This is a genomic window from Actinoplanes flavus (assembly GCF_017592555.1).
GTDB classification, from domain to species: Bacteria; Actinomycetota; Actinomycetes; order Mycobacteriales; family Micromonosporaceae; genus Actinoplanes; species Actinoplanes flavus.
The window spans coordinates 41,173-64,615 of sequence record NZ_JAGFNS010000029.1; the positions used below are offsets into that span (position 1 = coordinate 41,173).

The 23,443-nt window shown below is 70.2% G+C and carries 20 protein-coding genes; 13 read left to right on the plus strand and 7 right to left on the minus strand.

All coding sequences use genetic code 11. From position 1 onward, the window contains the following. Positions 1–141 precede the first annotated feature (141 nt). Positions 142–933, minus strand: coding sequence for an ABC transporter permease (locus J5X75_RS33875; RefSeq protein ID WP_208471710.1), 792 nt, complete (start codon positions 931–933; stop codon positions 142–144). Between the two features lie 436 nt (positions 934–1,369). After that, positions 1,370–2,269, minus strand: a complete 900-nt coding sequence (locus tag J5X75_RS33880) for an ABC transporter ATP-binding protein (protein WP_208471711.1) — start codon at positions 2,267–2,269, stop codon at positions 1,370–1,372. Positions 2,270–2,401: 132 nt separating this feature from the next. Here J5X75_RS33880 and J5X75_RS33885 point away from each other — a divergent pair, with 132 nt between their 5' ends. Continuing rightward, positions 2,402–3,646 carry a sensor histidine kinase gene (locus J5X75_RS33885; RefSeq protein ID WP_208471712.1) on the plus strand — a complete coding sequence of 415 codons (1,245 nt, stop codon included), beginning with the start codon at positions 2,402–2,404 and terminating at the stop codon, positions 3,644–3,646. Then, positions 3,643–4,296, plus strand: coding sequence for a response regulator (locus J5X75_RS33890; RefSeq protein ID WP_208471799.1), 654 nt, complete (start codon positions 3,643–3,645; stop codon positions 4,294–4,296). The genes J5X75_RS33885 and J5X75_RS33890 overlap by 4 nt, the downstream gene beginning before the upstream one ends. A 46-nt stretch (positions 4,297–4,342) precedes the next feature. Here J5X75_RS33890 and J5X75_RS33895 read toward each other — a convergent pair whose 3' ends face one another. Next, positions 4,343–4,609: a hypothetical protein gene (locus J5X75_RS33895; RefSeq protein WP_208471713.1), complete on the minus strand. Its 267-nt coding sequence runs from the start codon at positions 4,607–4,609 to the stop codon at positions 4,343–4,345. 148 nt (positions 4,610–4,757) lie between these two features. Here J5X75_RS33895 and J5X75_RS33900 point away from each other — a divergent pair, with 148 nt between their 5' ends. Beyond that, positions 4,758–6,944, plus strand: coding sequence for an APC family permease (locus J5X75_RS33900; RefSeq protein ID WP_208471714.1), 2,187 nt, complete (start codon positions 4,758–4,760; stop codon positions 6,942–6,944). Positions 6,945–7,524: 580 nt separating this feature from the next. On the opposite strand, the gene J5X75_RS33905 is transcribed toward J5X75_RS33900, so the two are convergent. Together J5X75_RS33905 and J5X75_RS33910 are read right to left on the minus strand one after the other, a co-directional pair. Next, positions 7,525–8,535, minus strand: coding sequence for a TerC family protein (locus J5X75_RS33905; protein ID WP_208471715.1), 1,011 nt, complete (start codon positions 8,533–8,535; stop codon positions 7,525–7,527). Positions 8,536–8,584: 49 nt separating this feature from the next. Continuing rightward, entirely contained in the window at positions 8,585–9,346 is a 762-nt protein-coding gene (locus J5X75_RS33910; RefSeq protein ID WP_208471800.1) for a dioxygenase family protein, read from the minus strand. A gap of 358 nt (positions 9,347–9,704) precedes the next feature. Here J5X75_RS33910 and J5X75_RS33915 point away from each other — a divergent pair, with 358 nt between their 5' ends. From J5X75_RS33915 to J5X75_RS33960, 10 genes are all read left to right on the plus strand, one after another. Further along, a complete protein-coding gene (locus J5X75_RS33915; protein ID WP_208471716.1) occupies positions 9,705–10,358 on the plus strand; it encodes a GOLPH3/VPS74 family protein in 654 nt (217 codons plus the stop codon). 31 nt (positions 10,359–10,389) lie between these two features. Further along, the gene (locus tag J5X75_RS33920) at positions 10,390–11,895 is read left to right on the plus strand and encodes an APC family permease (RefSeq protein ID WP_208471717.1); all 1,506 of its coding nucleotides are present in this window, start codon (positions 10,390–10,392) and stop codon (positions 11,893–11,895) included. Beyond that, on the plus strand, positions 11,892–12,485 hold the full coding sequence (locus J5X75_RS33925; RefSeq protein ID WP_208471718.1) for a GNAT family N-acetyltransferase: 594 nt from the start codon (positions 11,892–11,894) through the stop codon (positions 12,483–12,485). The genes J5X75_RS33920 and J5X75_RS33925 overlap by 4 nt, the downstream gene beginning before the upstream one ends. 154 nt (positions 12,486–12,639) lie before the next feature. Further along, entirely contained in the window at positions 12,640–13,536 is an 897-nt protein-coding gene (gene iolB, locus J5X75_RS33930; RefSeq protein ID WP_208471719.1) for a 5-deoxy-glucuronate isomerase, read from the plus strand. A gap of 31 nt (positions 13,537–13,567) precedes the next feature. Beyond that, entirely contained in the window at positions 13,568–15,451 is a 1,884-nt protein-coding gene (iolD, locus tag J5X75_RS33935; RefSeq protein ID WP_208471720.1) for a 3D-(3,5/4)-trihydroxycyclohexane-1,2-dione acylhydrolase (decyclizing), read from the plus strand. A gap of 2 nt (positions 15,452–15,453) precedes the next feature. Next, a complete protein-coding gene (locus tag J5X75_RS33940; protein WP_208471721.1) occupies positions 15,454–16,947 on the plus strand; it encodes a CoA-acylating methylmalonate-semialdehyde dehydrogenase in 1,494 nt (497 codons plus the stop codon). Next, on the plus strand, positions 16,944–17,789 hold the full coding sequence (locus J5X75_RS33945) for a TIM barrel protein (protein WP_208471722.1): 846 nt from the start codon (positions 16,944–16,946) through the stop codon (positions 17,787–17,789). Before J5X75_RS33940 ends, J5X75_RS33945 begins: the two co-directional genes overlap by 4 nt. Continuing rightward, a complete protein-coding gene (locus J5X75_RS33950; RefSeq protein WP_208471723.1) occupies positions 17,786–18,727 on the plus strand; it encodes a sugar ABC transporter substrate-binding protein in 942 nt (313 codons plus the stop codon). The genes J5X75_RS33945 and J5X75_RS33950 overlap by 4 nt, the downstream gene beginning before the upstream one ends. Further along, on the plus strand, positions 18,724–19,713 hold the full coding sequence (locus J5X75_RS33955) for an ABC transporter permease (protein ID WP_208471724.1): 990 nt from the start codon (positions 18,724–18,726) through the stop codon (positions 19,711–19,713). Before J5X75_RS33950 ends, J5X75_RS33955 begins: the two co-directional genes overlap by 4 nt. Continuing rightward, complete coding sequence (locus tag J5X75_RS33960) at positions 19,710–20,477, plus strand: ATP-binding cassette domain-containing protein (protein ID WP_208471725.1); 768 nt, start codon at positions 19,710–19,712, stop codon at positions 20,475–20,477. Before J5X75_RS33955 ends, J5X75_RS33960 begins: the two co-directional genes overlap by 4 nt. A gap of 152 nt (positions 20,478–20,629) precedes the next feature. Here J5X75_RS33960 and J5X75_RS33965 read toward each other — a convergent pair whose 3' ends face one another. Both J5X75_RS33965 and J5X75_RS33970 read right to left on the minus strand, forming a co-directional pair. Then, complete coding sequence (locus tag J5X75_RS33965; RefSeq protein WP_208471726.1) at positions 20,630–22,636, minus strand: LysM peptidoglycan-binding domain-containing protein; 2,007 nt, start codon at positions 22,634–22,636, stop codon at positions 20,630–20,632. 195 nt (positions 22,637–22,831) lie between these two features. Continuing rightward, complete coding sequence (locus tag J5X75_RS33970) at positions 22,832–23,422, minus strand: TetR/AcrR family transcriptional regulator (RefSeq protein ID WP_208471727.1); 591 nt, start codon at positions 23,420–23,422, stop codon at positions 22,832–22,834. Positions 23,423–23,443 lie beyond the last annotated feature (21 nt).

A 23,443-nucleotide genomic window follows, 5' to 3' on the forward strand; every position in this document is an offset into this window, starting at 1 on the left:
CAGTGGCGTGGCCGGTGCCGGGCCCGTGAATAACGGGATAGAAGCCGTTATTGCTGCGAAGGTGGCAAATAGGGTACGCGTCACGTCTCGGCACGCTACCGCTGATCGTCGGATCGTGATGCCAACACCGGCCGTTGTGGATCAGGAAACCTCCCGGCGGAGCACACGAATGGTGCCCAGGACCAGCGGAAGCGCCACCCAGACCCCGACCGAGACAGCCAGTCGGGCCCACTCTCCGGAAGTCATGTCCGGCTCCGTCAGGGCCTGCGAGGTGACATTGAGATCCAGCCACTCGGCCGCGTCACGAAGGCCCTTGATGGTTTCCCCCAGGATCGTCCAGACCGTCGGAAGGGCGAAGTAGATGACGATCGCCAGCGGCGAGTTCAGCAGCAGCGCGCCGAACGCGACACCCATCAGTACGAAGATCACCTGGAGGAGAAGGCTCTGCCAGATCAGCGAGGAATCCAGGGACCACGACCCGTCGCCGCCGAGGGCCGAGGCCAGCACGTTGGCCCCAGCCGCCAGAACGGCGGTCGCAGCCGTGGCGGCGATCGCGATCAGGATGGCTGCGGCGATCTTCGCGATCAAGACCCGGCCACGAGCCGGCACCAGGGTGAAGGTGGCCAGCGCGCTGCGCTGCGACCACTCGCTGGTCACCGAGAGGATGCCGAGCACCGGCAGCAGCACCGACGAGGGGAGCAGGCCGAAGGAGTACAGCGCGCTGAACGTCTGCTCCTCGTCGGCGGCCCACCCCAACAGGACCGCCGAGGTGGCAACGGTGGCCAGACCGATCACGATCAACAGCCAGGACCCGGCGCGGGTGTCGGCGAGTTTGCGCAGCTCCACGACGGTGAGCCGGCTCAGCGGGATGCGTCCGGTCGCGGCCGCCGCGGGGGCGGCCAGCGCGGTGGAGACGGGCACGGTCGCGGTCATCGGAAAACCTCCTGAGCCTGGGCGGTCCCGGGCGCGACAGCCGCGTCCGGGACGACGTGAACAAGCGGGCCAGCGGCCGGCATGGCGTGGGCGGAGCGGTGGGCTGCTGACGTGGCGTGGGCGAGTGGGTGGGCTGGCATGGCGTGGGCGGAGCGGTGGGCTGCTGACGTGGCGTGGGCGAGTGGGTGGGCTGGCATGGCGTGGGCGGAGCGGTGGGCTGCTGACGTGGCGTGGGCGAGTGGGTGGGCCGGCACCGCGTGGGCGAGTGGGTCGGCCGGGATGGCTTGGGCAAGGGAGCTGGCGGCCGGGATGGGGTGCGAGAGCGGGGGAGCGTCTCGGGGCGTGGAATCGAGCGGGTGCGAGCGCCCGGGCCGGCGTGCGACCGGGGCCGTGGAGGCGAAGGGAGGGGCCGCCGGAGGTGCGGTCGTGGAGCCGCTCATCGGGTTGCCGCTCCGGTCTCGGTGCCCGCGGTGAGCCGCAGGAACATCTCCTCCAGTCCGCCCGCGCCGGCCGGGCGCAGTTCCAGCAGCACCACGCCGGCGGCCGCGGCGGCCGGACCGATGGTCTGCGGGTCGGACGGGACCAGGACGCTGCCGTCCGCCGTTCGGGTGCCGGTCAGCCCCATCCGCTGGAGCAGCGCCTCGAGTGCGGCGGGATCCGACGCCCGGACGAGTGTTCCGGCGGCGCCGAGCAGGTCCTCCTTGTCGCCCTCGACGAGGATGCGACCGTTACCGATCACCACCAGGCGGTCGGCGATCACCTCCACCTCCCGCAACAGGTGGGAGGAGAGCAGGACCGTGCCGCCCCGATCGGCGAAATCGCGCAGCAACCCGCGCATCCAGTGGATGCCCTCGGGGTCCAGCCCGTTGGCCGGCTCGTCGAGGATCAGCACCGCCGGGTCGCCGAGCATGGCGTAGGCGAGACCGAGCCGCTGGCGCATGCCCAGGGAGTAGGCCCGGATCCGTCGTTTCGCGGCTGCTCCGCCGAGCCCGACCCGCTCCAGCCGGGCGGACACCCGATGGGTGTCCAGACCCATGGTGAGCGCGGCGAGCGCCAGCACCTCCCGGCCGGTCCGCCCGGCGTGCTGGGCGGAGGCGTCGAGCAGGACGCCGACGTGACGTCCCGGGTTGCCGAGTCGCCGGTAGGGCACCCCTGCCACGGTGGCCCGGCCGGAGGTCGGCGGCGTGAGACCGCAGATCATGCGCATCGTGGTGGACTTGCCGGCGCCGTTGGGCCCGAGGAAGCCGGTCACCGTCCCCGGCTCGCAGATGAACGACACATCGTCGACCGCGCGCTGCGCCCCGTAGGCCTTGGTGAGGTTCTCGACCGTAATCATGCGACTCAGCGTGCGGGCCGGGTGGTGCCGGTCGCTTCGGCCGGCGGTCGACAGCCGCGAACCTTCGTCGATATCGGTACTACGACTTTGGTCGGTATCGGCCGATGGCGGCCCGCCCGTAGAGTCGGCCACGTGGGGAGATCGCCGACGGAGTATCGCTGGTTGTGGCCGTCGGCGCTGGCGGCGGACCCGTCCGGACCGCTGCCCGCCCGTCGTTCCACGCGCGACTGGATCGTCGACGTGCACTGCTTCGTTCTCGCGTTCGGTTTCGCCGCCCTGATCACCAACGACCTGCTCGGCCCCGATCCTTCGGAGGCGGTCGAGTGGCTGGGCATGTCGACCTGGTCGTCGATGACGGACGGTGTGGTCAGCGCCGTCGTCGCGTTCGGCCTGTGGTGGCGGCGCAGATTCCTGATGCCGTTGGCGATCCTCGTCGGCCTGTTGTCGTTCGTCTCCGTCGCCAGCTGGATGACCCAGCTGATCATGGCATTCACCGTCGCGGTGCATCGCCGGTTCGGGATTCTGGCCGCCTACATGGGCCTCACCGTGGTGGGGAACGCGGTATTCGCCCTGATGCGGCCCGAGCTCGGCGTCACCCACTGGGAGACGTTCGGCTGGGGTGTGGCGATGGCGACGATAGCGGCGCTGTGGGGAATGCTCGTCCGGTCACGCCGCCTGCTGATGCTCACCTGGCGGGAGCGGGCCGAACGGGCCGAAGCCGAACAGCAGCTGCGCGTCAGCCAGGCACGAGTGCTGGAACGCACCCGGATCGCCCGCGAGATGCATGATGTCCTGGCGCACCGGATCTCCCTGCTCAGCCTGCACGCGGGGGCGCTCGAGTTCCGGCCCGGCGCGCCACCGGAGGAGATCGCCGCGGCCGCCGCCGTGGTCCGCGCCAACGCGCATCAGGCGTTGCAGGATCTGCGGACGGTGATCGGTGTGCTACGGGCCGGCCAGTCCGACGAGCACCAGGCCCCGGAGCGGCCACAACCCACCCTCAGCGCGCTGCCCGCACTGGCTGACGAGTCCCGGGCCGCGGGCAACCGGGTGCGGCTGGAGATGACGATCGACCCCGAGACCGTTCCGGTGGCGGCCGGGCGGGACGCGTACCGGATCATCCAGGAAGGTCTCACGAACGTGCGTAAGCATGCCCCCGGAGCCAGCGTGCACGTCGTGGTCGGCGGCGAAGCCGGCGACGGCATGACCATCGGAATCCGCAACCCGATGCCGGTCACCGTCCCAGCCGAACCCATCCCCGGGACCGGAGTGGGCCTGATCGGTCTCGGCGAGCGTGCCCGTCTCGCCGGTGGGCGGCTCACCCACGGCCGGGACGGCGACCACTTCATGCTCACCGCGTGGCTGCCGTGGCCGGCATGAGCGCGGTGCGGGTGCTCATCGTCGACGACGACCCGCTGGTCCGGGCCGGCCTGACGATGATCCTCTCCGGGGACGAGGAGGTCGCCGTGGTGGGCCAGGCCGCGGACGGCGCGGAGGTTCCGGCCGCCGTCGCCCGGCACCGGCCCGACGTCGTGCTGATGGACATCCGCATGCCAGGCGTCGACGGCCTGGCCGCCACCGAGGCGCTGCGCCGGCAGCCCAGCGCTCCGGAGGTGCTGGTGCTGACCACCTTCGACGCCGACGAGTTCGTGTTGCGGGCGCTGCGGGCCGGAGCGAGCGGCTTCCTGCTCAAGGACACCCCGCCCGGGCAGATCCGGGAGGCGGTGTTGCGGGTCGCCCAAGGGGAGGCGACCCTGTCTCCAAGCGTCACCCGGCAGCTGATCGCGCACGTCGCGGCCGGTGTGCCACCCGAGCGCGGTCGTGCCGCGGAGATGCTGGACCGGCTGAGCACACGCGAACGGGAGGTGGCGATGGCGATCGCTCAGGGCCGCTCCAACGCCGAGATCTCCGCCGCGCTGTACATGTCGGTGGCCACGGTGAAGGCGCACGTCTCACGAGTGCTCACCAAGCTCGACCTCAACAACCGTGTGCAGGTGGCTCTGCTGGTGCACGACGCGGGTCTCGCCTGAGGAAAACTCGACCGGATGACCCGACTCGATCGGGTTCAGGCGGAAGTCACTCGAAAAGCGAGTGCTTGCGGCCACCCTCAGCGCGCGCACGTGCTCGACGGCGCAACTGGATCACGACGATGTCGCCGGCCGCGAACACCGCCCAGGCGGCCAGCAGCCAGCCCGGAATCGTCCAGCCCGCGCGGAAGAGCAGCACGGACAGGACGGTGCACACCACCAGACCGAACGAAGCCAGCACCAGCCTCAGGTTGAGAGGACTGTACGGCTCCTCGACCGTTCCGCGACGGCCCCGGGGTTGCGCTCCGATGGGCATCACGGCAATCTACCCAACCTCGCGGAAGCGGAAACACGAGTCCCCAGCGCAACACCAAGATCGAATTTTTTCTATATCGCTCGTCCGTTGTGGAGGACATGATGGAGGGCGGTCATCGATTCACCATCGATTCGACACGGGAGGCGCCATGTCCCAGCCGGAGCGCAAGCTCGGCACGTGGCCGATCTTCGTCATCGCGGTCTCCGCCATGACACCGCTCACCGTCGTGGCCGGCGCCCTGCCGCTGGGTTACGGCTCGGTCGGCGAGAAGGGCATTCCGGTGGCGTACATGCTGGTCGCCGCGGTGCTGGGGATCTTCACGGTCGGGCTGGCCGCGATGGCGAGACATGTGCCCAACAGCGGCGCCTTCTACGCGTACGCGTCGATCGGTCTTTCCCGGCCGGCCGGCGTGGGCACCGCCTTCGTGGCGCTGCTCGCCTACAACGCGATGCAGATCGGTCTCTACGGCGCGTTCGGCGTGGCGGCGCACAACGCGTTCGCGATCTTCGGGCTGGAGATCTCGTGGATCGTCTGGGCGCTGCTCGGCTGGGCCGTGATCGCCGCTCTCGGGCGCCTCGACATCGACCTCAACGCGCGGATCCTCACCGTTCTCGTCTGCGCCGAGGTGCTGGTCGTCCTGATCTTCGACGCGGCGATGATCGGCAATCCGGCCGGTGGCACGGTCACCTTCGACACCCTCAACCCCGTCCTGATCGCCAGCGCCGGCGGGGTGTCGCTGCTGGTCGCGGCGATCGCCGGCATGGTCGGGTTCGAAGCCCCGCTGGTGTACGCGGCGGAGGCCCGCGACCCACGCCGCACCGTCGCCCGCGCCATCGGCCTGACCCTGCTGGTCGCGGCGGTGCTCTACGGCGGCACGGCCTGGGCCATGTCGGTCGCCGCCGGACCCGACCAGATCGTCGCGGTCGCCGGCGCGCACCTCAACGACCTGTTCTTCTTCCTGCCCGAACCCTACCTGCCGACGGTGCTGGTCGACCTCGGCCGGATCTTCTTCGCCACCAGCCTGTTCGCCGCGATGCTCGCCTTCCACCACACGGTCGCCCGCTACGGCCTGACCGTCGCTCGGGAGGGTGTCCTGCCGAGCGGCCTCGCGCGTACCCGTGACGGGGTGCCGGTCGGCGCCTCGCTCGCGCAATCCGTCCTGGCTCTCGCCGCCCTGCTGATCTTCGCGGTGGGAGTCTGGAACCCGACGATCGACCTGTTCCTCTTCGGTACCGTCTCCGGCGGTCTCGGCGTGCTCATCCTGATGACCATCGCCTCGATCGCGGTGGTCCGCTATTTCCGCCGCAACCCGCACGGCGAGACCACCTGGCGCCGGGCGGTGGCGCCGTGGATCGCGGCGGTGTTCCTGTCGATCGTGCTGCTGCTCAGCATCGCCTTCTTCAGCGAACTCCTGGACAGCGACAACATCCTCAAGATCTGGTCACCGACGCTGCTGTTCCTGGCCGCCTTGATCGGCGGCATCGTCTGGGGTCGCAAACTGCGTCAAAACCACCCCGAGGTGTACGCGGTGATCGGCACCGGACAGCCACCCCTGCCTCCCGGTGAGACCGTTCCGGCCGCCCCCACCGCCCACGAGCTGCGCACCGGCGAACCAGCCGCCCGGACCCCTGACGCCCCGCGCGACGGTGAGCAGGCCGCGGACGAAACCCCCACAGACGGGGTACGCGCGGCCGCGTCAACCATCGACGAAACCGACGGTGGACAGTCGCTGGACGACGGGCCGGCCCGCCAGGGTGAGTCGGTGGACGAACGCGAGGTGGGGGGCGATTCCGCCGACGATCCCTCCGGGGCAACGACCTCGACGGATCAGCCCGACGCCGGGGAGCCGCGAGTGGAGCCGGCCGCCGGGTCGGAGGCGCGGGCGGAGTCCGCCGAGGTGGAAGAACTGCGCGTGGAGCCGGCTGCCTCCTCGGAGCCGGTGGCGGAGAACGGTGCTACCCCGGCGGTGGCGCCACGGCCCGCCCCGCGGAAGCGGACTCCACAGAAACGGTCGGTGGCCGGATCCAGCGGATCCGCGGCTGACACGACCGCGGCCAAGCCGCCGCCTCGTCGATCGTCGCCACGCCCGACGACCTCCACGAGCGGCGGTGGCACCGGAGCCGCTGAACCAAGTTCCGCGGCCGAGCCGCCCTCGGGGAACGGGGCAGCCGATCCGGAGTCTGCGGTCCGGGCGCCGCGGGCGGTCCGGACACCGCCGGCCACAGGCGGTTCGGCTTCGAGGTCGCGCGGCACGCAGCGTCAGGCTCCTCGGCCGCGCGGATCACAGATGCCGGACGAATCTCCGGCGGTAGAGGACGCCGACGACGACCGCTGATCGATTGCCGGAGAGCTTCGCACGTCGAAGGCTGGGCGGGTGGCCACGGACCAAGCCAAGGGTGACCTATTGCCATGGGCTGAGGGTCTGGCGAGCCGGGTGTCGGTCGGGCCGGGACGCTGCGCAGGTGAAGCGGGTGCTGATCTACGCGGTGGAGCGGGTGTCGGCCGTGTGGGGGTGTTGCGTGGGCGAGGCTGGGTGCTGGTGGGGCGGTGTTGGCCGTGCGGGCGTGTTGCGCTGGTGAGGACGGTGCTGATCTACGCGGGGGAGCGGATGGCGGCGGGGCGGGGGCGGGGCTGGGTGCTGGTGGGGCGGTGTCGGCCGTGCGGGCATGTTGCGCGGGTGAGGTCGGGTGCTGGTGGACGGTGTCCGGCGGGCTAGGCGTGGCGCGTCGGTGAACGGGCGTTTGCGCGGCTTGGCCGGGGTGTGGGTCGAGGGTGCGCTGCGCGGGTGAGGAGGCGAGCGGGGCGCTGTGAGGCGCGGCGGTGGCGGGGGCGGGGCGTTGTGGTTGGGCGCGGAGCGCGTACCGGAAAGGGGGGTCGCTGAGGGCGACCCCCCACCTGGCCGGAGAAGGAGACGGCTAATGCCCGGCGTGATGCTGGTCGGGGGCCGGGTGGGCGCGCAGGCTTCCGGCGTGGGCCTTGAGGGACGGGTCGCGACGGGATTTGATCAGGCTGGCGATCGTGGTGACGATCAGGATGCCGATGATGACGGCCAGCGAGGCGACGGTGCTCACCTCGGGGACCGACTCGCTGATGGACTCGTGGGCCCAGTGCAGGATCAGCTTGACGCCGATGAAGGCGAGGATCAGCGACAGGCCGGTCGACAGGTAGACCAGGCGGTCCAGTAGGCCCTTCACCAGGAAGTACAGCGCGCGCAGCCCGAGCAGGGCGAAGGCGTTGGCGACGAAGACGATGTACGCCTCCTCGGTGACGCCGAAGACCGCGGGGATGGAGTCCAGGGCGAACAGCAGGTCGGTGCCGCCGATGGCCAGCAGGACCAGGAAGAGGGGGGTGACCATCCGCTTCCCGTCGATGCGGGTGATCATCTTGCCTTCGACGTAGTGGTCGGTGACCGGGAGGAAGCGGCGCCCGGCGCGGACCAGGGCGTTGTCCTCGATGCTGGGATCCTCGTCGCGGTGGCGGAAGAGCTGGACGGCGGTGTAGAGCAGGATCAGGCCGAAGATCAAAAACATGAACGAGAACATGCTGAGCAGGGCGGCGCCCAGCGCGATGAAGATCACCCGGAGGATCAGCGCGATGATGATCCCGAAGGTGAGCACCTTCTGCTGGTAGCGGTCGGGTACCGCGAACGTCGAAATGATGATCACGAAGACGAAGAGGTTGTCGACGGACAGGCTTTTCTCGACGATGTACCCGGCGAAGTACTGGGTGCCGTAATCCCAGCCGGCGATGCTTCCGAAGACGACACCGAACGCGATCGCGGCGGCGATGTAGAAGATTGACCAGGCGGCGGCCTCACGGAAGCCGACGACATGTGGACGAAGCACCCCGAGGATCAAATCGAGGGCGAGCAGGGCGACGATGACACCGATGGTGACGGTCCACCCGAGCGCGGAGACCTCAAGCATGCTCATAGGATCTCGAAAGATCCTGCAAGCACGCTGAGAAACGAGGGGATCAGGCGACCTGGAAGGATCTCTTCGCCAGTCCCATCCAGAATCCGTCGATCGGTTGCTCGGGCGCCTGTGACGGATCCCCGGACGCGCCCAGGGTGAGGAACATCGGGGCGAAGTGCTCGATGGTCGGGTGGGCGTAGGGCATGCCGGGGGCACGGTCGCGGAAGTCGGCGAGTTCGTCGACGGCGCCGCGGGCCAGGGTCTCGGCGGCCCAGGCGTCGAATTCCCGGGACCAGCCGGGTGCGGACGCCCCGGGGCGCCAGTCGCGCAGGAACGGCAGCCCGTGGGTGGTGAAGCCGGAACCGACGATGAGCACGCCCTCGTCGCGCAGCGGGGCCAGCCGGCGGCCGATGTCGAGCAGGCGGTCCGGTTCGAGGGTGGGCAGCGACATTTGGAGCACCGGGATGTCGGCGTCCGGATACATGACGGTAAGAGGAACATACGCACCGTGATCGAGGCCGCGGTCGGTGCGGGCGACGGTCTCGGTGTCCGGCATCAGCGCGGCGACCTTGTCGGCGAGGTCGGGCGCGCCGGGGGCAGGATACCGAACCTGGTAGTAGTGCGGCGCGAATCCGCCGAAGTCATACACCAACGGGACGGTCTCGGTGGCGCCCAGCATGAGCGGCGCGGACTCCCAATGTGCCGAGGCCATCAGGATCGCCTTCGGCTTCGGGAGGCCGGCGGCGACGTCGCGCAGCTGCGCCACCCAGGTGGGGTCGTCGACCAGTGGCGGGGCGCCGTGGCTGAGGAAGAGAGCGGGCATCCGCACGATGACCTCCGTTGAAGCTTCAACCTTTTCGACAACGCTACGCCGACTTATTTGATCCCGCAACTAGTTACCTAACGTATCGATTGACGTTTGAAGATTCATCGATATAGACGTCGTTCACAAATGGTCCGAGGTTTCTCGATCGTTAACTGAATTGCCTGACAGAAGGTGTGATCAACTCGGCCCTAAGTGGACTCGCGTTTTGTCCCTTATGGAAGTTGCGTTGATCGACGAGAGCTGGCAGGCTTCCAGCGTCGCGCAGCGGGGAGCGCTACGTAATTGCTTTCGTGAAGGTCACCTTCTCTCTCATGAGCGGGCACCCTCCCCAAACGCGTCGGAAGGAGAACCGGGAGTGGCGTCGCCGCCGCAGCTACCCCCCGCGGATGATCTCTACCTCACCGCTCACGACACGATTCGCGGCAAGTCCCTGCTGTCACCGGCCACCCTCGGTCTCGGTCTCGGCGCGGCCCTGCTCGGCGAGCTGATGTTGTGGCGGCGGATCGACCTCGTGGAGACCGAGCTCGTCATCATCGACGACCGGCCGACCGGGGACGCCGCCAGCACCGCGGTGCTCGAGCAGATCCTGCGGGAGGCCGGCCAGCACGGCGTACGCAACTGGCTCGCCTACCTCTCCACCGGCATCGCCACCGACCTGGTCGAGCGCCGCCTGGCCCGGGCCGCCCTGATCAAACGGGTGGAGAAACGCGGACTGCTCGGCGGTACCAAGGTCTCCTTCGTGCCGGCCGACTCGATGACCGCGGGCTGGCCGGCCACCCGCATCCGTACCAAGGTCACCCGGGACGAGCACCTGGACGTGGCCGACCTGCTGTTGGCCGGCCTGATCCTGGCCACCGGCCTGGACCAGCACGTGCTGGCCACCCTCGACGCCCGGGACAGGGCGGCGCTGTTCGAGCAGTTCCGCAGGCTCTTCCCGGCGATGTTGCAACAACTCGTGTCGCAGGCCGAGGCGGCGGTGGGAGACGCCGTCATGGCCCGTCGTGCCTAACTCCAAACCCCCCTCACTTGTGGAGCCCCTCGTGTCAATATCCGGCACAAAACCCGCGGAAAGTCGCGTCTCCGATACGCTGGCCCGCGACCGCCTCGGCGTCGCCGCGGTCGTCTTCTTCGTCATGTCGGCGGCCGCCCCGCTCACCGTCGTGGCCGGCGTCGTTCCCACCGGCCTCGCGGTCACCGGCCTGACCGGCATCGCCGTCGCCTTCCTGGCGGTCGCCGTGGTCCTGGCGATCTTCTCGGTCGGCTACGTGGCGATGGCCCGGCACATCTCCAACGCCGGCGCCTTCTACGCGTACGTCTCGCAGGGCCTCGGCCGCCCGCTCGGCGTCGGCGCCTCCTGGGTGGCGCTGCTCGCCTACAACATGTTCCAGGTCGCCTCGTACGGTGGTTTCGGCGCGATCGCCGAGCCCCTGTTCGCCGACTGGTTCGGCGTCAACGCCCCGTGGTGGGTGCTCGGCCTGGCCGCCTGGGCGCTGGTCGCCGTCCTCGGCGTACGCGACGTGGCCGTCAACGGCCGGGTGCTGGCCACCCTGCTGGTCGCCGAGATCCTGCTGACCGTGGTGTTCGCGGTCGCCGAGATCACCACCGACGGCTTCGCCGCCTCGAGCGCCCCGCTCGACCCGTCCACGCTGACCGGCGCGGGCGCCGGCGCACTGCTGGTCATGGCGATCACCGGCTTCGTCGGCTTCGAGCAGTCGGTGGTGTTCAGCGAGGAGTCGCGCGACCCGCGGCGTACCGTCTCCCGGGCCACCTACATCGCGATCGCGCTGATCGCCGTGCTCTACGCCTTCGCCTCCTGGGCGATGATCTCCGCGGCCGGCGCCGACAAGGTCGTCGACCGGGCCACCGCCGAGGGGCCGGAGCTGTTCTTCAACCTGGCCGCCGGCCCGCTCGGCGACACCGCCCTGCACCTGGGCCACGCGCTGTTCCTGACCTCGCTGATCGCGGCGATGATCTCGTTCCACAACATCATCTCGCGGTACATGTTCTCGCTCGGCCGCGAGGGCGTGCTGCCGCGCGTCTTCGGCAAGACCGTGCCCGGCACCGGCGCGCCGAAGAACGGCTCGCTGGCCCAGTCGGCGGTCGGCCTGGCGGTCATCGTGGTCTACGCCGTGATGGGCTGGGACCCGCTCGTGCAGCTCTTCTTCTGGGGCGGCACCGGCGGCGGCCTCGGCGTGCTGCTGCTGGTCACCCTCACCGCCTTCGCGGTGATCGGCTTCTTCGCCCGCCACCCGGAGGGCGAGGACCTCCTGCACCGGGTGATCGCCCCGGTGATCGGCGCGGTACTGCTGCTGGTCGTGTCGTACCTGGCGATCGACAACATCGCCACGCTGCTCGGCGTCGAGCCCGGCAGCACCCCGGCGCTGGTGGTGCCGCTGTCCTTCGCGGTGCTCTTCGTGGCCGGCGTCCTGTGGGCCCTCTACCTGCGCGCCGCCCGGCCGCAGATCTACGCCGGCATCGGCCTGGGCGCCCGCAGCGCCGCCAACTCCGGCGGGTTCGCCGCCGCCCTGAACGAGGAGACCCGATGACCGTCATCCGATCCGCCCGCCCGGACGAGATCCCCGCCGTCGGCGCGCTCGTCTCGCACTCGTTCAACGATCTGGCCGCCAACGCCTACCTGGTGCCGTCGCTGGCCGACCGGGAGCGGGTGATGGCCGACTTCTTCACCCTCTACACCGAGCACGCCCACGCCTACGGCCGGGTGGACGTGATCGACCACGAGGACGGCGGGCTGGCGGCCACCGCCGTCTGGTTCGACCGCGCCAACGAGCTGCCGGAGCCCCCGCGGTACGCCGAGCGCCTCCGGGAGCTGGCCGGTGAGTACCTGGAGCGGTTCGACGCCCTGGACGAGGTGTTCGACAAGAACCACCCGCACGAGGAGCACTGGCACCTGGCGTTCCTGGCGGTCCGCCCGTCGGAGCAGAGCCGGGGTCTCGGCGGGGCGCTGATGCGGCACACCCACGAGAAGCTGGTGGCCGAGGGGTTGCCCGCCTACCTGGAGGCGACCAACGAGAACAACGTGCGGCTCTACCGGCGGCACGGCTACACGCCGATGACGCCGTTCGAGATCTACCTGCCGGACGGTACGCCGTTCTACCGCATGTGGCGAGCTGTCTGAAAACGATTACTCCTTGAGGGGCACGGGCCGGACGGCTCGTGCCCCTTGGAGTATTGACGCGGCCGCACGAGCGTAATTACATCGGAACCAGGTCCAACGCAGCGTTGCCGACCGGTCACCCGCCGCTGGAGCATCGCCGGCGGGAGGGGTGCGCATGGCTGACAACGCTCGGGTGAACCCACTGGTCCCGCGGGGCAGTTCCGCGGAGCGGCCGTTCGACGTCTACATCACCCCGGAGATCGCCGGCTGGGAGTACTCCGGACTGCGGGTGGTGCACCTGCCGGTCGGCGGCCGGGCCCGGTTCGCCACCGGCGACGACGAGATGCTGGTCGTGCCGCTGGCCGGCGGCTGCGACGTGGCCTGCGACGACGAGCGGCTCACCCTGACCGGGCGACGGTCGGTGTTCTCCCGCGTCACCGACTTCGCCTACCTGCCGAGGGACACGGTCGTGACGCTGCGGGCGCCCAACGGCGGGCGGTTCGCGCTGCCGGCCGCGCGGGCCGGGCGCACCCTGCCGTTCCGGTACGGCGCCGCCGAGGACGTGCCGGTCGAGCTGCGCGGGGCGGGACAGGCGAGCCGGCAGGTCAACAACCTGTGCACCCCGGAGTCGTTCGAGACGGACCGGCTGATCGCCTGCGAGGTGCTCACCCCGGGCGGCAACTGGTCGTCGTACCCGCCGCACAAGCACGACGAGCAGAGCGAGTGCGAGTCGTCGCTCGAGGAGATCTACTACTTCGAGGTGGCGGCGTCCCCGGCCGGCGGGCACGGCTGCGGCTACCAGCGGGTGTACGGCCACCCGGACCGCCCGATCGACGTGTGCGCCGAGGTGCGCAGCGGCGACGTGGTGCTGATCCCGTACGGCTGGCACGGCCCGTCGATGGCCGCCCCCGGCTACGACCTCTACTACCTCAACGTGATGGCCGGCCCCGGCGAACGCCGCTGGCTGGTCCGGGACGATCCGGCGCACGGCTGGGTGCGCGGGCGCTGGGTGGCCGAGCCGGTGGACACCCGGCTGCCCCTGACCTCGATCAGAGAGAAGAGGCGGTCGTGATCTCGGTCCGAGCGAAGAGGAAGAGGCGCTCGTGAAACAGCGGCTCACCGTCGGGCAGGCCGTCGTGCGCTTCCTGGCGAACCAGTGGACCGAGCGGGACGGCGTCGAGCAGCGGACGGTCGCCGGCTTCCTCGGCATCTTCGGGCACGGCAACGTCGCCGGGATCGGGCAGGCGCTGTTGCAGGCCCAGCGCACCGGCGCGCCGGACATGCCGTACCGGCTGGCCCGCAACGAGCAGGCGATGGTGCACACCGCGGTCGGCTACGCCCGGATGCGCAACCGCCTGTCGACGATGGCGTGCACCGCGTCGATCGGGCCCGGCTCCACCAACATGCTGACCGGCGCGGCCCTGGCCACCGTCAACCGGCTGCCGGTGCTGCTGCTGCCGTCGGACGTCTTCGCCTCCCGGGCCGCCGTGCCGGTGTTGCAGGAGCTGGAGGTGCCGGCCGCCGGGGACGTGTCGGTCAACGACGCCTTCCGGCCGCTGTCGCGGTTCTTCGACCGGATCTGGCGGCCCGAGCAGCTGCCGCAGGCGCTGCTCTCGGCGATGCGGGTGCTGACGGACCCGGCCGAGACCGGCGCGGTCACCCTCTGCCTTCCCCAGGACGTGCAGACCGAGGCGTACGACTACCCGGACGAGCTGTTCACGAAGCGCGTGTGGCACGTGCCCCGGCAGGCCCCCGATCCGCTGGCCGTGGAACGGGCGGCGGCCACCATCCGCGGCGCGCACCGGCCGCTGATCGTCGCCGGCGGCGGGGTGATCTACGCGGAGGCGTCGGCCGCGCTGGACCGGTTCGCCCGGGAGACCGGCATCCCGGTGGCCGACACCCAGGCCGGCAAGGGCGCGCTCAACTGGGACCATCCGAACGCGGTCGGCGGGATCGGGGCGACCGGCAACCCGGTGGCCAACCGGCTGGCCCGCAACGCCGACGTGGTGATCGGCGTCGGCACCCGCTACAGCGACTTCACCACCGCGTCGCGCAGCGCGTTCCAGCATCCCGACGTGCGGTTCGTGAACCTCAACGTGACCGGTTTCGACGCCGGTAAACTGTCCGCGCTGCCGCTGGTCGGCGATGCCCGGGCGGGGCTCAGCGCGCTGCTGCCGGCGTTGCACGGTCGGCGCTTCACCGGGGACTTCCGCGACGACGTGGCGGCGTGGCAGGCGGCCGTCGATCACGCGTACCGGGGCCGGGGAACGCAGGGCGACCTGCCCACCCAGGCCGAGGTGATCGGGGTGGTGAACGAGGCGTGCGGAGCACGCGACGTCGTGGTGCAGGCGGCCGGCAGCCTTCCCGGCGACCTGCAACGGCTCTGGCGGTCCCGGGACCCGAAGCAGTACCACGTCGAGTACGGCTACTCCTGCATGGGCTTCGAGATCGCCGGGGCACTCGGGATCAAGCTGGCCGAGCCGGGCCGTGAGGTGTATACGCTGGTCGGCGACGGCTCCTACCTGATGATGGCGCAGGAGATCGCCACCGCCGTCGCCGAGCACCTCAAACTGATCATCATCCTGGTGCAGAACCACGGGTTCGCGTCCATCGGCGGCCTCTCCGAGCAGGTCGGCTCGCAGCGGTTCGGCACCTCCTACCGCTACCGCAACCCGCGCAGCGGCGACTACGACGGCGCCCGCCTGCCGGTCGACCTGGCCGCCAACGCGGAGAGCCTGGGCGCCTCGGTGATCCGCTGCCGCACCATCGCCGACCTGGTCGAGGGCCTCAAACAGGCCCGTGAGGCGGACCGGCTGACCGTGCTGCACATCGAGACCGACCCGGAACCGTCGGCGCCGTCGGCCGAGTCGTGGTGGGAGGTGCCGGTCGCCGAGGTGGCGACCCTGCACAGCACCCGGCACGCCCGTACCGAATATCTCGCCGGCAAACGCGATCAGCGTCACCACCTGCGACCGGGAGGTCTGTAGAGATGGCCACCATCGAACACTGGATCGACGGCGCCGCGACCGGCGGCGTCTCCACCCGCAGCGCGCCGGTCTTCCAGCCGGCCACCGGCCGGCAGCAGCACAGCGTCCTGCTCGGCGAGCCGGCCGACGTGGACGCCGCCGTGCACGCGGCGACCGTGGCGTTCGCCGAGTGGAGCCAGGCCTCGCTCAGCCGGCGCACCCAAGTCCTGTTCGCCTTCCGGGAGCTGGTCAACGCGCACAGCCGGGAGATCGCCGAAATCGTCTCGGACGAGCACGGCAAGGTGCTCTCCGACGCGGCCGGCGAGGTGCAGCGCGGCCTCGAGGTGATCGAGTTCGCCTGCGGCATCCCGCAGCTGCTCAAGGGCGCCTACTCCGACCAGGCGTCGGCCGGCGTCGACGTGTTCAGCTTCCGTGAGCCGCTCGGCGTGGTCGCCGGGATCACCCCGTTTAACTTCCCGGCCATGGTGCCGATGTGGATGCATCCGATCGCCATCGCCTGCGGCAACACGTTCGTCCTGAAGCCGAGCGAGCGCGACCCGTCGTCGGCCGGGTTCGTGGCGCGATTGTGGCAGCGTGCCGGCCTTCCGGACGGCGTCTTCAACGTGGTGCACGGCGACAGGGTCGCGGTCGACGCCATCCTCGACCATCCCGGCATCGCCGCCGTCTCGTTCGTCGGATCCACCCCGATCGCCCGCTACATCCACCAGCGTGCGTCGGCCACCGGCAAGCGGGTGCAGGCGCTCGGCGGCGCCAAGAACCACGCCGTCGTCCTGCCGGACGCCGACCTCGACTTCGCCGCCGAACACCTGGTGGCGTCGGCTTTCGGGTCGGCCGGCGAGCGCTGCATGGCGATCTCCGCGGCGGTGCTGGTCGGCGACGCCGACCGCCTGGTCGATCTCGTCGCGGCCCGGGCCGCCGACGTCAAGGTGGGCCCGGGCCGGGATCCGGCCAGCGAGATGGGGCCGGTCATCACGGCCGCCGCCAAGGAGCGGATCGAAAACCTGATCACGGTGGGGGAGCGGCAGGGCGCGACGGTCGCGGCCGACGGCCGGGGCCTCAAGATCCCGGGGTACGAGGACGGCTTCTTCGTCGGTCCCACGGTGATCGACCGGGTGACCCCGGCGATGGACGTGTACACCCAGGAGATCTTCGGCCCGGTGCTGTCGGTGGTCCGGTCCGCCGACGTGGACCAGGCCATTTCCATGATCAACAGCAATCCGTACGGCAATGGCACCGCCGTCTTCACCAACAGCGGCGAGGCCGCCCGCCGGTTCCAGCGGGGCGTCCACGTCGGCATGATCGGCGTCAACGTGCCGATCCCGGTGCCGATGGCCTACTACTCGTTCGGCGGCTGGAAGGACTCCCTGTTCGGGCAGAGTCACATCTACGGCCCGGACGGCGTCGACTTCTGCACCAGGGCCAAGGTCGTCACCCAGCGATGGCCCGCCACCAGCGCGTTCTCCGAGGCGTCCCTGCACTTCCCGACCGCGCGATGACCGGCGTGCTGCGGCTCGGCAGCGGGCCGGACACGCGGATCCCGTGGCGCCGGCTCCTCGACGAACTGGCCGCCGCCGGATACCACTGGCTGGAACTCGGCCCGTACGGCTACCTGCCGCCCGACCCCGGCCTGCTCCTCGACGAGCTGGCCGCCCGTGACCTGCACGTCTGCGCCGGAACGGTGACCGGCGCCGGCGGCCCGCACGGCGACTTCGCGGCGGTGCTCGCCGAAACCCGCCGGGTGGCCGAACTGACCCGTGCCCTGGGCGCCTCCGACGTGGTCTTCGTGCCGTCACCGGGCTACCGCGACGACCGCACCGGCGGCTACCTGGAGGCCGCCGAACTCGGCGAGGGCCAGTGGCGGTCGCTGCTGGCCAACACCGGCCTGCTCGGCCGGGTCCTCGCCGACGAGTACGGGCTCACCCTGCGCTTCCAGCCGCACGCCGACTACCAGGTCGCCAACGAGCACCAGGTCCGCCGCCTGCTGGACGGCACCGACCCACGCTACGTGTCGCTCTGCCTGGACACCGGCCACCTCACCTACCGCCGGGCCGACGTGCTCGAACTGATCGCCCGGTACCCGGACCGCGTCGGCTACGTCCATCTGCGGCAGGTCGACCCGGCGCTCGCGGCCCGCGCCGACGCCGAGGACCTCACCTACGGCCAGGCCGTCGCGATGGGCGTGAGCGTCACCCCACCGGCCGGCGTGCCGGAGATCCCGACCCTGCTGGCCGCCCTCACCGCCCTCGGCGCCGACCTGTTCGTCGTGGCCGTCGACGTCCCGTCGCCGCTCGCGCGGCGCGCCCACGATCATCTGACATCTTTCGGAGGCCTCATATGACCAGACGTGTCCTCGCCGCCGGTGCCGCGGCGATACTCCTGCTCGGCGCGTGCAGCGGCGGTGGCCGGGAGGAGCCCGGGGAGGATGCCGCGACCGGTTACACGATCGCGTTCATCACCCACGAGACGCCGGGCGACACGTTCTGGGACAAGGTGCGCTCGGGCGCCCAGCAGGCGGCCGCCGACCAGAAGGTCGACCTCAAGTACTCCAACGATCCGGACGCCGGCCGGCAGGCGGTGCTGATCCAGCAGGCGGTCGACGCGAAGGTGCAGGGCATCGCCACCACCCTGGTCACGCCGGACGCGCTGGCCGGATCGGTGAAGGCGGCGACCGCGGCCGGCATCCCGGTCGTCGGCCTGAACGCGGGCATCGACCAGTACAAGGAGCTCGGCGCGCTGATGTACTTCGGCTCCGACGAGACGGTCGCCGGCACCAGCCTGGGCGAACGGATCGCCGCGGCCGGCGCGAAGCACCCGCTCTGCGTCATCCACCAGACCGGGTCGGTGGCCCTCGAGGCGCGCTGCGCGGGCGTCAAGAGCGCCGTCCCCGGGACCGAGAACATCCAGGTCAACGGGGCCGACGACGCGGCCGTCACGTCGACGTTGCAGGCCAAGCTGGCGCAGGACAAGACCATCGACTACGTGGTCACCCTGGGCGCGCCGATCGCGCTCGACGCCATCAAAGCCGGGGGTACGGCGAAGCTGGTCACCTTCGATCTGAACCAGGAGACCGCTCAGCTGATCAAGGACGGGAAGATCGAGTTCGCCATCGACCAGCAGCCCTACGTGCAGGGCTACCTGGCGGTCACCTCGCTCTACCTCTACCTGAAGAACGGCAACGACATCGGCGGCGGGCGGCCCGTGCTGACCGGGCCGTCGTTCGTGGACAAGTCCAACATCGACACCATCCTGCCGTACACCCAGAAGAACACCCGGTGAGGCGGGCGGTGCGCCCCGAGGTGGGCGCGCTGGTGGCGGCCGCGGTCATCTTCGTCTTCTTCCTGGCGGTGGCCCCGGCGTTCCGGTCGGCGGACGCGTTCGTCACGGTGCTGTACCAGTCGTCGACGATCGGGATCGTCGCGGTGGCCGTCGGGATGTTGATGATCGGCGGCGAGTTCGACCTGTCCGCCGGGGTCATCGTGACCTCGGCCGGGCTGGTCAACTCGATGTTCTGCTGGTATTTCGGGATCAACCTGTGGGTCGGCGCGATCCTGTCGCTGTTGTTCTGCCTCGCCGTCGGTTTCCTCAACGGCTACCTGGTGATGCGCACCGGGATCCCCAGCTTCCTGATCACGCTCGGCACCTTCTTCGTGTTGCAGGGCGCGAACCTGGGCGTCACCAAGCTCGTCACCGGCTCGGTGTCCAGCACCGATGTCAGCCGGATCGACGGGTTCGGCTCGCTCGGCGCGATCTTCGCGTCCAGTTTCGCGATCGGGCCGGTCGTGGTCTGGGGCACGGTGGTGTGGTGGATCCTCTTCGTGGCGGTCGCGACCTGGATTCTGCGGCGCACCCGCGGCGGGAACTGGATCTACGCGGTCGGTGGGGCCGCCGACAGCGCCCGTGCGGTCGGGGTGCCTGTCGTCCGTACCAAAATCGGGCTTTTTCTCGCCGTGTCGTTTCTCGGCTGGTTCGTCGGGATGCACAACCTCTACCGGTTCAACACGTTGCAGGCCGGCGGCGGGGTCGGCAACGAGTTCCTCTACATCATCGCGGCGGTGGTCGGCGGCACCCTGCTGACCGGCGGGTTCGGCAACGCGCTCGGGGTGGCGATCGGGGCGTTCATCTTCGGCATGACCAGCCTCGGCATCGTCTACGCGGGCTGGGACCCGAACTGGTTCCGGGCCTTCCTCGGCGTGATGCTGCTGCTCGCCGTCCTGGTCAACCTCTACGTCCGCAGGCTGGCCACGAGGGAGGCGCGCGCATGATCGAGATGACCGGGATCGGGAAGTCCTACGGTCCGATCCGTGCCCTGCGCGACATCGACCTGCGGGTCAACGCCGGCGAGGTGACCTGCGTGCTCGGCGACAACGGCGCCGGCAAGTCCACCCTCATCAAGATCATGTCGGGGTTGCATCCGCACACCTCCGGCACGATGCGCGTCGACGGCCGGGAGACCGTCTTCACCTCCCCGCGGCAGGCCCTCGACCTCGGCATCGCCACCGTCTACCAGGACCTGGCCGTGGTCCCGCTGATGGAGGTGTGGCGCAACTTCTTCCTCGGCTCCGAGCTGACCGGCGGCCGGTTCCCGCTCGCCGGGCTGCGGATCCGGGACATGCGCCGGATCGCCGACGAGGAACTGCGCAAGATGGGCATCACCGTGGCCGACATCGATCAGCCGATCGGCACCCTCTCCGGCGGGCAGCGGCAGTGCGTGGCGATCGCGCGCGCCGTCTACTTCGGTGCGCGGGTGCTGATCCTGGACGAGCCGACCGCGGCGCTCGGCGTGCGGCAGTCCGGGGTGGTGCTGCGGTATGTGGCGGCGGCCCGGGACCAGGGCATCGGCGTCGTCTTCATCACCCACAACCCGCACCACGCGTACCTGGTGGGGGATCACTTCGTGGTGCTGAAGCTGGGCGCCATGGTGCTGGACGCGCGGCGCGGGTCGGTCAGCCTCGACCGGCTGACCGCCGAGATGGCCGGCGGCGCCGAGCTGACCGAGCTGGCCGAAGAGCTGCGACGGCCGGCGTGACGGCGTACCGGAAATGGTCTTCGAAAATGGGTGAGTGGCCCGTTGCCGGCGGCGTGCCCCGCGGTCGTCGGCAAATCCGGCGCGGAGCACGCCGTCGGCGGCCGGACCGGGCAGCACGTGCCTGATGCTGCCCGGTGCCGGTGGCCGCCGTTCTAGCTGTTGGGCAGGACCAGCACCTGGCCCGGGAAGATCCGGTCCGGGTCCGGCACGATGTCGCGGTTGAGGTTCCAGATGTCGCGCCACCGGTTCTCGTTGCCGAGCTTCTCGCGGGCGATCTTCGACAGCGAGTCGCCGGGCCGGACCGTGTAGAGCTTCGGGATCGGGCCGGTCGGCTGAGCCGGCGGCAGGAACAGCACCTGCCCCGGGAAGATCCGGTCCGGGTTCTGGATCGTCGCCCGGTTCAGCACGAAGATCTCCGGCCAGCGGGCCTCGTTGCCCAACTGCTCCCGCGCGATCCTCGCGAGGCTGTCGCCCGGCCGCACCTTGTAGGTGCGCGGCTGCTCGCCGCCCGGCAGCACCCCGGCCAGGCGCAGCAGGTCGGCCAGCTCGAAGTGGCCGGGTTTCCGCGACGGCAGGGTGGGCCGCCAGCCGGGCGTCCGCAGGTACGAGTCGTCGCTGCGCAGCGCGAGACCGATCAGCACCTCGGCGACGATGGTGCTGCCGACCGGGCCCAGGTGGGCGCCGTCGTGCAGGGCCTTCGCCTCGGCCAGGACGTAGTACCAGAGCGGGGTACGGGTCAGGAACTCGCTGTCGTCCAGCACCGCCCGCTGGGCGTCACTGCCCGCCGCGGCCCGGATCTGGTCCTTGGTCAGCTCCTCCACCCCGATCAGGTGGGCGATCGCCTGGCCGGTGGGCAGCCGCAGCCGGTAACCGCGCAGCAGGTTGCGGACCGCGAGCCGGCTGGCGTCGGCCGGCACCTGCGGTGTGCCGTCGATGTTCTTCAGGTTGAACAGGGCGCCGCCGCCACGGTTCAGGCCGAACGCCGCCAGCTTGGTGTCGATCTTGCGGGTCTTCATCACCTGGTCGCCGGAGCCGATGATGTTCTCCCACTCGATGATCCAGTTCTCCGGCAGCGTCTCCGCCGGGCCGAGCCGGATCTCCTCACCGAGCTGCCCGCTCAGCGCCGTGAAGACGAACAACAGGTCCAGGCTGCCCGGCGGCTGGGTGTCGACGCGGAAGTTGGAGTTGAAGTTGTAGACGCCCCGGACCATCGAGTGCCCGAACCGGTAGGCGGCCACCGCGAACTCCAGCGGCATGTAGAACGGTGCGGCGTACGGGTTGTACCACCGGTTGCCGTGGGTGAGGATGCCCTGCACGATCTCCTTGTCGGCGACCCTCTTGAGAAAGTCCTCGATCACGATGTACTGGTAGTGCTGGCGCAGCGTGCGACGGGCCTCGCCATAGGACAGACCCTGGTCGACGAGCACGTTGTGCGCCTTGAGGAACGCCACGTGCAGCTGCGAGATGATGGTGTTCTCGTCGTTGCGCGGGTCGCCGATCAGGGCCGCCCGGTCGTGCGTCTTGTCCGTGGGGTTGCGCCCCTCCCGGTGCACGTCGTTGTCGTCGCCCTTGCCCTTGGGCCGGGCGGTCGGCGGCGGGTTCGGGTTCGGCGGGTTCTGCAACGGGATGTTGTGCACCTTGCCGACCCGCAGCTTGTCGGAGTCGTCCGGGTCGAACTGCTGCGGCGGGCTGTACAGACTGTCCAGGTCCAGGGTGGCCGAACGCTGGTTGCGCAGCACCCGGTGCATCTCCTCGAGGGTGAGCGGCAGCATGCCGTCATCGAGGAGCACCTCCATCCTGGCCGAACCCAGACCGCGTTTCTCGTCCTCGATCTCCAGGGTGATGTCGTGGTCGATGAACTGGCCGAGATAGGTGTAGGCGGCCGGGATCGGGCTGTTGTCGTCCCGGTTCTCCTCCGCGGTGTCGTCCAGCATCGTCGCGCCGAGCCGCTTCAGCTGGGCGTTCGTGCTGGGCGACTGTGGCAGCAGGTTCGCCTCGTCCTCCTGCAACATCGGGAAGAGCAGGTCGAACGGTTGAGTGCTGACCGGCGGCGCCAGCGCGAACGCCAATGGCGACCGGGCGGCGAATGCGGCGAGTTCGGTCTTCGCCTGGTCGATGTCCTCGTCGGTGATGGGTTGCCCGTGTCCGAGACGCGGCATGGTGGGTCCTCTTTTCCGAGGTGGCGAAAATGGCCGCGCGATGACGTCGACCGGCGCGGCCTCGACCGGTCCATATCGGCCGGTGTCTCTCAGCGGCCACGATAGGCAGCGGCACCTGGAAGTGAAGACAGATGGGTGACACAGCGCGACGCTGTTGTTGGCAAATGGTGTCAAGCACGGCTTTCTCGAGTGGCGTCAGCGGTGCCGCAGGCCGTCGAAGGCCAGGTCGGCGACGGTGCCGGCGATGGACTCCGGAGCGCCCCGGTCCGGCCTGTACCACTCGATCAGCGAGTTCACCATGCCGAACAGCAGGCGGGCCGCGGTCGCCGGGTCCACGTCGGCCCGCACCCCACCCTCGGCCTGCGCCTGTTTCACCAGGTCGGTGACGATCCGGTCGAACTCCCGGCGGCGGGCCAGGGCGTGCTGCTCGGCCGCCGTGTTGCCCCGGACCCGCAACAACAGGGTGACGAACTCCAGGCGGTCGGCCAGGACCAGCACGCTGCGCCGGATCAGGTCCTTCAGGCGTACGGTCGCCGCGCCCTCGTCCCGCACGGCCGCCTCGGCCGCCTCGAACAGGCCGTCCAGCGCCCGGTCGACGGCCATCGTGAGCAACTGCTCCTTGCCGCTGACGTGGTGGTAGAGCGTCGACTTGGTGATGCCCAGCGACTCGGCCACGTCGAACATGCTGGTGGCGTCGTAACCGCGGGTGTTGAACAGGCGGACGGCGGCGGCCAGCACCGCGTCCTGATCATGCCCCGGACGGCCGCGGCGCCGGCTCTTCTCCACAGGTTGAATCTAGCCTCTTGA